The following is a 12,312-nucleotide window of genomic DNA, read 5'->3' as shown; positions in this document are numbered from 1 at the left end:
TTGATAATCATCTGGTTTGGGGATGTGTATAAATATTTGGATATTGTTCGGAATAATAGGCCTGATATCATTTAAATGCTGCTACATCGGGGCATTCAGTACGGCTGTCTGCGAATACTTTTGTATCTCCGTCCTGTTCTTTTAACTGTTTCAGATAAGGAAATCTATAAGCTGCAGTTTTACGCCGGTAGTCTATAATACCTTTGTTATATTTTCCTTTCTCTGTGAAGAAGGTATATCTGGACTTATCACAGATGTTCAGCATTAACAGGATCTTCGCATGTAACTCCTTGTCCTTCCCACATAGGCGTAATGCCTTTTCATACATGTTGAAAGCATGCGTGCACTGGTAGTAGTCACTTTTGTAAATGTTTTCATTCGGGTAAAAGGAGAACCACGCCCATTTATAATTAAACGGAACCCCTGTTGATGTTTCTGAGTATGATTGGCCGTAGGCGCTCATCATCCACTCCCTACCATAATAGGATATATTGAAATAGGCATTTCCCAGCAGATAGTGGAAGCGCGCTTTTGCCGCCATTGTGCTAGCCTGAGACAGGCTATCCTGTAATGACAGGATATCTCTTAGTATTGTTTTTTTGCTTGTTATTGAATAACGTTTCCGGCGGTCTTCACCTGGCACAAGTATGCCGGGGCTACCAATATACATGCGTGTCAGATAGCTTTTGTACTCCCAGTTCTTTTCCCAGAAGTCGTCAGCTATTTTTTCCATCTCCATAGCTGCTTCTCTGAAGCGTTGCTGACGGATGAGTAATGTTCCTTTTACATCTCTGTAGAAATCATCCGGAGCCCATACTGCCGGTACAATCATTTTTTCGAATAGTGTTTTACGGGATTGATGTTTAAACCGTATCAGCTTCTCCACATCTTCAGGTGTAGCGTATTTATCGAAATAAGCGATCCTGCGATAGCTTACTGCAGGACTCTCCTTCCCATAATAACCACCAGTATATTCGTTTACAAGCAGATTGGCTTTCTGAAATAACAATCCAGCTGTCACCATATCTCCTGCCTGTTTATAACGTTGACTTAGCATTAACAATAGGGAAGCACGCATATCTTTGTTTTCGCCTTCCTGGTCTTTCGGCACACCTGTCTGGGTATCCCTCAGTTCGTAGCCAAGCTGCTCAAGTACCTGAAACTGACCGTACAGATACTGTTTAACACGAGGGTCAGTAACGTTCCTGCTGTAAAAGGCAGCGATCAGTTTCTCAACAATGGCTTGCCGCTGATAAAGTGTATCTTTTAAAGGATCTAATTTACCAAGATGAAATGCTGCGTCAGTATAACGTCCATCCATGTTGTCAAGATGTGCAATAGCCAGATGGATCATATCCTTATTCATATTTTTCCTTTCCAGCATACCGATAAGGAAGTTCCTGAATGAGCGTAGATATTGCCGGTCGCTTTCAATATTTTTGGCTGCATAGTATGCATAGGCAGTATCTGGTTGATGTTCATCCGTATTAATTTCGTAGTTCCTTGATGCAAAAAATAGGCTTTCCCTTATGGATGAATTGAAGTCGAGTATTTCAGGAGTGGATATCCAGTCTTCCAGTTTATTAACTTCTCTGCATATCAGTAAAGGGAAATATGAGCAGTTAGGTTCAATATTGTACAATTGCTGCAATGTTGGCAATGACCTACCGGGTTGCTTCAATGCTTTCAATACCTGAACAAGTGCAATAGTATGTTTGTCTGACTTAACTGTCGAAAAGTCGTCCAGGTCCTGTCGGGTAATATTGCCAAATACAGGGCCTTTTTTCTCTTCACATCTGTCAAAGCTTTCCAGCATATATTTCAGGTGCACGTTGGGATCACGCTGTACCAGCCCGTAATAGTAGAGACCCCAGTCGGACACAATGGTTGGTTTGTCTTTCAGATAGGCATCGTAATAACCGATCAAATTGTTGTTAGCACCCGCATCTTTATTCCTGTTATAGAAATGTAGTTTTACGATCTGGAAAGCATAGCGTTGCTGCAGAAATCTGGATGTTATACTTCTGCAATTATGAGCTGCCGTATTGATCAGGGCCTCCATATTTACAGGAAGCGCCTGAGCTCCCCAGGGATCAGCATTACCAAACAGGCTGTACTCGACGTGTTTGGCAAAAGCCATATAATCCAGTTCCTTTTTATGTGCAGGCATTTTTAGCCATTGTACAAACGAGTTGTCTTTTAGGTGTTCCCAGTCGCCATGACGATAGGCATATACAAAATCACCCGGAGATTCATCATACTGTATCATGTAGATATCTTTCAATGCAACTGTATTTCCTGTTATTTTCTGCCATTCCCGGCAGTTGCGGAGATAGTCTTTTTTTTGCGGGTCAGAATAAAAGTAGCCGCTTGCAGGCAAACGATAGTACAAAGGCGCCAGGTTATTACGCCCTGAGAGGTCGGGTTGAAATAATGTAAAGCGCAGGTCAACAGGGAGTTGCGGACCACAGCTTCGGGTATGCATGTATGGGAAGACCAATAACAGCGAAGTGTTAACGAGCAGTAAAAGCCTTTTGGATAACTTTTTCATATGTCATTATTGAAGACTCGTTCCAGTGATAGAATGCAATGCGATGGTAGCTGGGCACGTTTTCTTTTACGATATCAATTGCTGTATTAAGCATATTGGAGTCGGGGTATTCCATACGTAGTATGTCGCCCGATCGGTAGTAGTTGTCGCCAAGCACGGTATCCGTCATCACGCGGTAGCGATTTTTCTCCAGATGGGCAAATGTAATGGTGTCATTCACGAGCGAAGGGCCGTCGTGAATAATACCTTTAAAGTCATTTCCTCTGAACCATACATACCACCCAAAAACGGGAAAGGCAATGTCCAGCTGTAAAGGATAAGAAGGACCATTAAAGTATTGTTGCAGCGTCTTTAAATCAAAAACGGAATGTTGGTACTGGCATCTTTAATATCGCCCAGGTTATAACACATCAGCATACCCCTGTCTACGGGTGGTACACCCATTTTTTTAGTATACTTATAAGGATATAATCTGATGGTGGCAGAAAGTATCTTATCAGGATAGTAATGTCGGAGCGCCTTCAGAAAATGAAAATATTTTTCCCGGGTGCCCGCTGTCCAGTCGCAATCTATCTGGATTTCGGTATTTAACCTTTCTCTGGCTGCAGTTATTATTTTTTTAATAGAATCTTGTTGAGTATATATCGGAGACGGCAATTGATCATAGATACGTGCTGTCTTTCTATCAATGACGCTTATTTCCAGCTTATCTGAGAAAGCGTTGATCTTGTCTGCTACACGTTTAGCCAGCCATTCGCAGGAACTGTCTGGCAATTGTTCAAAAGTGCGGTTGGTAATAAAAACAACAGGCGTGTAGCGGCAATCCTCAAGCAGCCTGCCGATAGATTCCAAAGAGGCGAATTCCGCTTCTGGAACAGGCATGGATAAATTCTCGCTCCAGTCCACATCAAAATAGTGCAGGTAAAAATGCTGTACACCAAGCGCTTTTCTTACACTGTCCGGCCGCGCGTTCCAACCCAGGTCCCAGTTGTCGCCCCAGTCATAGCTTGATTTCCAGTAGTAAAATGAATGTTCTGCTTTTGATGTATGGGTATTACATGAAAAGTACAAGGGGAGCAGTAGTAGCAGCAATGCTTTAAGGTAAGGCATATAACAGGGGAAAGTCTATTGAAGTTAGAGAAAAAAGCAATAGTAAATGTTTCCCCCTGCCCTTTTAACAAAAGATTTATTAACGTCCGGCAGGTTGTATCAGATCCCACATATTGCCATACAGATCTTCAAAAACAGCTACTATTCCGTAAGGCTGTTCAAGAGGTTGTCTGACAATCTTTACCCCTTTATCCAGCAGGTTCCGGAAGTCTCTTTCAAAATCGTCTGTATAAAGAAACAGGAATACCCTTCCTCCTGTCTGATTACCTATCCTGCTTTGCTGTTCTTCACCAACCGCCTGGGCTAACAACAGGCAGCTTCCCTCCGATCCCGGCGGGGCTATCAGCACCCATCTTTTGCCTTCGCCCAGCGGAGTATCTTCCACGAGGGTAAAATGAAGCTTTTCGGTATAGAACCGGATGGCATCGTCGTAATTGTCAACGACGAGCGTGATATGGGCGATCTTTTGTTTCATGGTTGCAAAAAGATACGTAATAATGAAGGAGGACAGACGTGTTTTTTAGCACTAATTTCAGAACTTTAATTGTTTTATAGCGGTAAGGCATTCCCCTCTTTGAAAGGACATCTGTTGGTGGCCTGTATGCGTGGCGAAGCTATCCTCGATGTAACATTCCGGGACAATAAAATAGCGTCCTATAATTTCCTGCTCAAAAACGCATTTGGCCGTATCCGTGCCTTAGCAGAAGGACCTGACGGATATTTATATATCTCCACCTCACAGGTTGATCCACCGGAAAGTAATATGACACCTACAGAAAAAGGATATGATCTGGTGTTGCGTATCAAACCCGCCAAAGGCGGCACACCGCCAACTGCTGCGCTGACCACGGCCATTAATACATCTGCAGTTGCTGCTGCTCCTGCTTCTACTGCGAAAGGCCGTAGCACCAGAGATTTATATATACAGTTATGTGCCAGTTGCCATGGCAATAACCTGGAAGGCAGGGATAAAGTGGCCAGCCTGATAGACGGAAAATGGATCAACGGAGGCTCTAAAGGGGATATCAGGAAAACGATCATGCAAGGCATTGTTACCAAAGGTATGCCTGCCTGGCAGGGTGTATTAACGCCTGCCGAAATTGAGGGAATAGCTGACTATATATTAGCATCCGAAAAGGCCGCAGGCGCAGGCGGGTGATTAAATTTTTATATATTCGGCCATTATTCCAACGTTATGAACAAACGACTGCTATGCATATCCCTGCTGATCATTTCCTGTATTATCATCTTTTCACAATGTATCAATAAACGGTCTAAGGAAGAAAAGGACCTGCGGGGAAAGCAATTTGCAGGAGCAGCAGCCTGTATCAGCTGTCATAAGAATATCTACGATAACTATGTCACTACCGGGCATTATAAAACTTCCGGTCCGGCCTCCCAGGCAGCTATTAAAGGTAGTTTTGTAAGTCCTCATAATGTCTTTTCCTACAGCAATGGAACGAAGGTCATAATGGAGGCCCGGGATAGTGGTCTTTTCCAGGTGGCCTTATCGGACAGCACTTTAGAGGAATTACACCGGTTTAATATCAGTATAGGATCAGGCAGAAAGGCACAGACCTTCCTTTCCTGGCAAAACGGGAAGTATTTCCAGTTGCCGCTGTCTTATTTTATCTCTGCGCATAGCTGGGCCAATAGTCCCGGTTTCCCGCCTTCCTATCCCAAATTTGACAGGATGATACCCAGTACCTGTTTCGGTTGTCATAGTTCTGCGGTGGGTATTAAGCGTGTCAATATGGAGGGCCTGCAGTTGTCTGAGGAGTTTGAAAAGAATCAGCTGGTGTATGGTATTGATTGTGAGCGATGCCATGGTCCTGCGGCGGAACATGTAGCTTTTCACAAAGATCATCCGCAGGAAAAAAATGCGATGCACATTACTAAGATCGGCTCCCTGAAGAACCAGCAGAAGCTGGATATGTGTGCACTTTGTCACTCCGGATTGGGTACTCCGCAAAAGCCTGCTTTTGATTTCAAACCGGGGGATCATCTATCGGATTATTTCTTCCCTGATTTTACCCGTCCGGAGAAGACGGCAGAGATTGACGTACATGGAAAGCAATACCAGTTATTTACTGCCAGTAAGTGTTTTATAAAAAGCGAGGGGATGAACTGTTCATCCTGCCATAATCCGCATAATAATGAAAGAGAGCAGTTCCAGGCCTTTTCCCAACGCTGTATGAATTGTCATAAAACGGAAGATCACACTTTCTGTAAAATGACTGCGCTGCCGGCAGCGACGCTTTCGAAGAATTGTATTGACTGTCATATGCCGGCATTACCTTCCAGGAGCATTACTATGCTGACGAACGGGCAAACCAGTCCTACGCCGGATTCCATGCGTACACACCTGATTGCCATTTATAGGGAAGAAACGAAGCAATTTATGGCTGCACTCAAAGAGTAGTATTACCGGCATCTTTCAGTAACCTGTTCAGACTTCTGACGGAAATACCCAGGTATTCGGAAAGGTCCTGTTTGGTAAAGGTGATCTGCTGAGATTCGAGTGCGGACAACAGCTGGGGTAACATTTCTGATAAGGTATACAGCTGTTGCCTTGCTGCTTTCTCGGAGATCCTGGCCAGCCGGGCAGCTATCAGTTCCAGCACAACGCTGCCAAAGGCAGGCAGTGTTCTGAAAAAATGATGAAACTGTGTGCTGCTCATGGTATAAACAGTCGTTGGCGTGATAGCCTCTATTGTGCATGTTGCCCTGGTATGCCTGATCGCTTCAATCTCGCCAAGGATCTCACCTTCTCCCAGGAAATCCAGGATATAATCTTTCTCATTGTTTTCTGTAATAAAACACTTGGTTACACCTGACCTGATAATATATACACTCTGAAGCGCCTGATCCTGTACAATCAGTCTTTGTTTAGGCTGAAGGGTTCGCAGTGTGATAGCACTGCTGGTGCTATCGTTGCCTGTCAGCTCTTCCATTAAATTCCGCAGTTGCAGATTTGTTGTGATCATACCTGTAAGTGGGACAAATGTCCCGAAATTTGAGTTAACACCCCTTACCTTCGGGGTGACAGAACATTAAGATACCTCTAACATATGAAAGTTTTAGTTACCGGAAGCGCCGGACATCTTGGTGAAGGGCTGGCCCGTATACTGAAGGCGCAGCGTTATGAAGTGATTGGCATAGATATACTTGCCTCTTCGTTTACAACACATGTAGGGTCCATCATAGACAGGGACTTTGTAAAAAGTTGTCTTGATGGTGTGAAGGCAGTATTTCATACCGCCACCTTACATAAGCCGCATGTGGCTACGCATAGCATGCAGGAGTTTGTTGATACTAACATTACCGGCACACTGAACCTGCTGCAGGAATCTGTTGCCGCAGGTGTGGGCGCTTTTATATTCACCAGTACAACCAGCGTTTTCGGAGATGCACTGGAACCCAAAGCAGGATCGCCGGCGGCATGGATCACAGAAGATGTGATACCGGTACCCAAGAATATCTATGGTGTTACAAAAGCTGCGGCAGAAGATCTGTGCCAGTTGTTCTTCAGGAACCATGGTCTGCCTTGTATAGTGCTGAGAACTTCCCGCTTTTTCCCGGAAGAAGACGACAACCGCAACGCAAGAAATGCCTATGTTGATGAGAACCTGAAGGCAAATGAATTCCTGTTCCGTCGTGTGGAACTGGAAGACGCTGTGAATGCTCACATACTGGCTGCTAAAAAGGCAAAGGAGATCGGTTTTGGTAAATACATTATCAGCGCTACCACTCCTTTTATGCGCGGACATGCTACTTACCTCCGGAATAATGCATTGTGGGTAGTACAGGGGCTCGTGCCGGAATATGTGGAAGAATATGAGCGGAGAGGCTGGAAAATGTTCCAGGGAATTGACAGGATATATGTGAATGAGAAAGCCAGGAAAGAGTTAGGCTGGCAACCGGTGTATGATTTCAGGTATGTGATTGAACGCCTGAAGGCCGGGGAAGAATTACGTAGTCCGCTCGCTAAAACCGTAGGATCCAAGGGCTATCATGCAGAAGCATTCGAAGATGGCCCTTATCCGGTATAAATTGGGGAAGGGGCAGCTGGCATTGAAGCCGGTTGCCCCTTAGTTTAGAATGGCGGTATTTATTCCCCCGTTTACTAATAGCAAAGAAAGTATACCCCTTGAAACTAAAATTGTAAAAAAGAGAACAAGCTGTTTTATTATCTTGGAGATACATAAACCAGTTGTTGAATGACAAACATTGTTTGGTCAATACTGTTGTCCACGTTATTGCTATTAGCGTCCTGTAAAAATCCTGCTGCCACAAATGATTATAATAGCTGGGCGACCTATGCCGGCTCCAAAGACGGTATCCGCTACTCTGCCAATACCCAGATCAATCCGGATAATGTATCCCGGCTACAGGTAGCCTGGACATATAGCACGCATGACAAGGATACTGCAGGCCGTTCTCAGAATCAGTGTAATCCTGTAATGGTAGATGGTGTTTTATACGGCCTTTCTCCCCGCTTAAAACTATTTGCCCTGGATGCAGCCACCGGGCAGCAACACTGGCTGTTCGACCCTGCTTCTGAAGATACTGCTGCTAAAAACGATCCTGCTGCCCTGATGAAAGTCAGCCGTGGTGTGGTATACTGGCAGAGTGAAGATGGAAAGGATCAACGGATCTTTTACAATGCGGGTAACCGTACTTATGCCATTAATGCCCTGGACGGAAAGCCTGTCAGAAGTTTTGGAAAAGGAGGATATATTGATCTGTCAGAGCACCTCGACAGGATGACTGATGGAGACGCCTATGTATCGGGTAATACACCCGGTATTATCTATAAAGATCTGCTGATCGTTGGTGTCAGGGTTGCGGAATCGGCTGACGCAGCTCCCGGGCATATCCGTGCTTTTGACGTACACACCGGCGAGCGCCGCTGGATTTTTCATACTATTCCTCACCCCGGCGAAACCGGGTATGATACCTGGCCAGACAAGGATGCCTGGAAGAAATTAGGGGGCGCCAATAGCTGGGCGGGCATGTCCCTGGATGAGGAAAGAGGCATCGTATATGTCCCTACAGGCAGTGTAGGTGGTGACTTTTACGGCGGTTTCCGCAAGGGTACGAACCTGTTCGCCAACTCACTGATAGCCCTGGATGCTGCCACCGGGAAATATCTATGGCATTACCAGGTGGTGCACCACGACCTCTGGGATCGCGACCTGGCGGCCAATCCGAACCTGATCACCCTGCATAAAGACGGAAAGACGATTGATGCGGTAGCACAGATCACAAAACACGGTTATATATTCCTGTTTGACAGAACCAATGGCAAACCTATCTTCCCGATAGAAGAAAGAGCTGTTCCCCAGGAAGCGTTGCCGGGGGAAACTCCCTGGCCCACGCAGCCGGTTCCTGTATTACCGGAGCCCTTTGCCCGGCAGCAGTTCAGTGAGGAAGATCTGACCGATCTGAGCCCGGAAGCACACCAGGAGATGCTGGAGAAGTTCCGGAAAGTAAAGTATGCCACCATGTTTACGCCACCTTCAAAGGAAGGTAGTTGGATATTTCCCGGTTTTGATGGCGGTGGCGAATGGGGCGGCGCTGCTGTTGACCCTGAAACGCAGATCCTGTATGTGAACAGCACCGAACTACCCTGGTCGCTGACCATGATCGATGTACCTAAAGCAGGTAAAAATGAGGCCGCCGGGCACAATACCTATAATAAATACTGTATCAGTTGTCATGGCCCTGAACTGAAAGGGAATGGTAGCTCCTATCCCTCCCTGGTAAATATCGGCAGGAAATATCAGGCGGATCAGATCAGGAAAATAATAACAGGCGGGAGGAACATGATGCCATCGTTTAAACAGATCCCGGATGAGGAGAGGGCCGCACTGATTGACTTCCTGTTACACACAGCAACCGCCGGTAAGGAAGAACCGGGTGCCCGGGCAAGCGCCAATACCTCCGGAAAGAAAAGCATCCTGGATGAGGTGCCCTATACCATGACGGGCTATGTCCGTTTCCTGGATAAGGATGGTTACCCCGGTATAAAACCACCCTGGGGCACTTTAAATGCCGTAGACCTGAATTCCGGTAAGCTATTGTGGAAAGTACCCCTGGGCGAGTTTGAAGCCCTTAAAAAGAGGGGAATTCCTCCAACAGGGACGCAAGTGTATGGTGGGCCGGTCGTTACCAAGGGTGGGCTGATATTCGTCGCCTCTACGCAGGACGAAAAGATCAGGGTTTTCGACAAAAAGACCGGTCGCCAGTTGTGGGAGGGGCAGTTGCCGGCTGCAGGGTATGCTACCCCGGCTGTTTATTCCCTGAAAGGCAGGCAGTATGTGGTCATTGCTTGTGGCGGTGGAAAAATAGGCAGTAAATCAGGAGATACATATGTGGCTTTCGCCCTACCGGAATAATATGCTGAACTGAGGCTTTCACTTCAGTATGCGATAATTTAAGTTCAGTCGGGATTTTTGTAAGTTCAGTCAGATTGACCGGTAATTTTCTGGTATTTGCCCCAAATTGCTGTCAAATAACGGAAACAGTCATGACAAATACATTACACTACGCGTCACAGCTGTATAAAATAGGTAAATTGCTGAGTATTATTAAAATCGTTTTATCTGTTTTATCATTAGGCATACTATATATAATATGGGATTTGCTGACAAGACCTGTTCGCCGCGTGTCTTACAAATAAACATATTGTACCAATAGGATAGTGTAGCCTGATAAAAAGTCTCACATATTATGGCTACATCCAACTATAAATTCTTAAGACTTTATGGCTATCCTATTTTTTGTTTGCTTACCAATCTCATTTTCTTCCTGATTAACCCCTACGAGCGTACCTTCAACGCCTGGAGACAATTTACCGTATTTGATTTTATTGTCAACACACTGGTATCATGGTTGTTCCCCCTGCTGGTGATAGAAACCGGCATATGGCTGACCTATCTGTTACACCGCAGGTTACCATGGGAACGGAACATGAGAATGCGCTTCATTGCACAGCTGATTGCCCATATGGGTATCATACTGCTGGTGCTTTACCTCTTTTTCCATGTCCCTTTCCCGGAGAAGTTCGCTTTTAACCAGCTGCTTTACCGCCAGTCTTCCATCACCGGGATGATCTATTGCCTCGTGATCACCTCCATCTTTGCCGCAGAACATCTTATCAATAAATTGAATAATGCCCGCCTGGAAGCATTTAAATTGAATGAACTGGCTGTACAGGCACAGCTGGACGCACTGAAGCTGCAACTGGACCCGCATTTCCTGTTTAATAACCTAAGCGCGCTCACTTCCCTGATAGAGGAAAATCCTTCCCTGTCTGTTAGCTATGTGGTGAAGTTGTCTTCCATCTACCGTTATATGCTGACCAACCGGACGCAGAACACTATCTCCATAGCGGTAGAACTCGATTTTATCAAGAACATACTATTCCTTCACCAGATCAGGTATGGCCAGGCTATCCGCATTAATATATCGCCCGAAGTAGATCATCTGCAAAGTGATATAGCCCCGCTGACTTTACAATTACTCATTGAAAATGCAATTAAGCATAATCAGTTTACGAATGATTCGCCGCTGATTATCGATATTTACATTGCAGATAATAAGTGGCTTGTTGTTCGTAACAATAAGAACCCGAAGCGTATACAGGAACCAGGGGCACAGTTGGGATTAAAGAATATTACCCAGCGTTATCTACTGCTAAGCGGCAATAAGCCTGTTATTAGCAACACCGGCAATTATTTTGAAGTGAAGATACCATTGATGAAAAAAAATGCAAAGGAACATGCTGAGCATACTGATCATTGAAGACGAGTTACCTAATGCGGCGAGATTAAAAAAAATGTTATCGCAGATCGACAGGAATATTGAGATTATTGGTGAGCTGCAAACAGTGCAGGCAAGCATAGAATGGCTGGAAAAGCATGAACATCCTGATATCATCTGTATGGACATTAAACTGACAGATGGATTGAGCTTCGAGATCTTTGATCATGTGCAGATCCGGTCGCATGTTATTTTTATTACAGCTTATGATGAATATGCACTGAAGGCTTTTGAAGTGAATGGTATTGACTATTTGTTGAAACCATTGGAAGAAGCCCAACTTGAAAAGAGCATTACAAGAATAAAAGGACTGGTCAACCAATCAAATGGTCCTGACTTGCTGGAGGTGATTAAGAAGATGCAGCACAGGGAAGTGGTATATCGTTCCCGCTTCCTGGTGTCTTACCGGGATATGCTGATACCGGTGATGGTGCCTAATATCGCTTATTTCTTTTCCGAGCACAAACTGGTATATCTCGTTACCAACCAGGGAGAACGTTATACGATAGATCAGACCCTGGAAGAGCTGGAACAGGAATTGAATCCCAGGGATTTTTTCAGGGCAACCAGGCAATACATTGTATCTGCCGGTTCTATACAAAAGATCCACCAGGTATTTAATGGTAAGCTGAAACTGGATTTGTTTCCTCCAACAGAAGAAGTAGTGGTGAGCAGGGAGAAATCAAATGCCTTGAGGAAGTGGTTGAGCTAAGCTGCCGGTCTTTTGTATTCCGTTAGCTCCTTTCTTATCAATTTCTTCCCAGCCTTTCTTTCTGCTTTCCAGTATTTTCTATGCATGAACCTGCGCAGATGTACGCAATATT

10 protein-coding genes are annotated in these 12,312 nt (G+C 45.1%); 6 read left to right on the top strand and 4 right to left on the bottom strand.

Annotated elements, in window-relative coordinates:
- Positions 1 to 67: 67 nt before the first annotated feature.
- The 3 genes from BLR32_RS03855 to BLR32_RS03840 all read right to left on the bottom strand — a co-directional run bounded on the left by BLR32_RS03855 (position 68) and on the right by BLR32_RS03840 (position 4,136).
- Positions 68 to 2,551: a hypothetical protein gene (locus tag BLR32_RS03855; RefSeq protein WP_143011355.1), complete on the bottom strand. Its 2,484-nt coding sequence runs from the start codon at positions 2,549 to 2,551 to the stop codon at positions 68 to 70.
- Positions 2,552 to 2,902: 351 nt separating this feature from the next.
- Positions 2,903 to 3,661 carry a hypothetical protein gene (locus tag BLR32_RS03845; protein WP_089828908.1) on the bottom strand — a complete coding sequence of 253 codons (759 nt, stop codon included), beginning with the start codon at positions 3,659 to 3,661 and terminating at the stop codon, positions 2,903 to 2,905.
- 79 nt (positions 3,662 to 3,740) lie between these two features.
- Complete coding sequence (locus tag BLR32_RS03840) at positions 3,741 to 4,136, bottom strand: VOC family protein (protein WP_089828907.1); 396 nt, start codon at positions 4,134 to 4,136, stop codon at positions 3,741 to 3,743.
- Between the two features lie 69 nt (positions 4,137 to 4,205).
- On the opposite strand from BLR32_RS03840, the gene BLR32_RS03835 reads away from it, so the two are divergent.
- Together BLR32_RS03835 and BLR32_RS03830 are read left to right on the top strand one after the other, a co-directional pair.
- The gene (locus BLR32_RS03835; RefSeq protein WP_089828906.1) at positions 4,206 to 4,820 is read left to right on the top strand and encodes a c-type cytochrome; all 615 of its coding nucleotides are present in this window, start codon (positions 4,206 to 4,208) and stop codon (positions 4,818 to 4,820) included.
- Positions 4,821 to 4,856: 36 nt separating this feature from the next.
- Positions 4,857 to 6,083, top strand: a complete 1,227-nt coding sequence (locus BLR32_RS03830; RefSeq protein WP_089828905.1) for a cytochrome c3 family protein — start codon at positions 4,857 to 4,859, stop codon at positions 6,081 to 6,083.
- Here the strand turns inward: BLR32_RS03830 and BLR32_RS03825 are convergent.
- Positions 6,073 to 6,648 (bottom strand): Crp/Fnr family transcriptional regulator, encoded by a 576-nt coding sequence (locus BLR32_RS03825; RefSeq protein ID WP_089828904.1) that lies wholly within the window; start codon positions 6,646 to 6,648, stop codon positions 6,073 to 6,075. The two genes, BLR32_RS03830 and BLR32_RS03825, sit on opposite strands and share 11 nt — an antisense overlap.
- Positions 6,649 to 6,732: 84 nt before the next feature.
- On the opposite strand from BLR32_RS03825, the gene BLR32_RS03820 reads away from it, so the two are divergent.
- The 4 genes from BLR32_RS03820 to BLR32_RS03805 all read left to right on the top strand — a co-directional run bounded on the left by BLR32_RS03820 (position 6,733) and on the right by BLR32_RS03805 (position 12,200).
- Positions 6,733 to 7,713: an NAD-dependent epimerase/dehydratase family protein gene (locus BLR32_RS03820; RefSeq protein WP_089828903.1), complete on the top strand. Its 981-nt coding sequence runs from the start codon at positions 6,733 to 6,735 to the stop codon at positions 7,711 to 7,713.
- Between the two features lie 168 nt (positions 7,714 to 7,881).
- A complete protein-coding gene (locus BLR32_RS03815; RefSeq protein ID WP_089828902.1) occupies positions 7,882 to 10,062 on the top strand; it encodes an outer membrane protein assembly factor BamB family protein in 2,181 nt (726 codons plus the stop codon).
- 334 nt (positions 10,063 to 10,396) lie between these two features.
- Positions 10,397 to 11,470, top strand: a complete 1,074-nt coding sequence (locus BLR32_RS03810; protein WP_089828901.1) for a sensor histidine kinase — start codon at positions 10,397 to 10,399, stop codon at positions 11,468 to 11,470.
- The gene (locus BLR32_RS03805) at positions 11,448 to 12,200 is read left to right on the top strand and encodes a LytR/AlgR family response regulator transcription factor (protein WP_089828900.1); all 753 of its coding nucleotides are present in this window, start codon (positions 11,448 to 11,450) and stop codon (positions 12,198 to 12,200) included. Before BLR32_RS03810 ends, BLR32_RS03805 begins: the two co-directional genes overlap by 23 nt.
- The last annotated feature ends 112 nt before the right edge of the window (positions 12,201 to 12,312 follow it).

Source organism: Chitinophaga filiformis (assembly GCF_900102545.1).
In the GTDB taxonomy this organism is placed as follows: Bacteria; Bacteroidota; Bacteroidia; order Chitinophagales; family Chitinophagaceae; genus Chitinophaga; species Chitinophaga filiformis.
The sequence above is the reverse complement of the archived record's forward strand: the minus strand, read 5'-3'. Positions and strand labels throughout refer to the sequence as shown.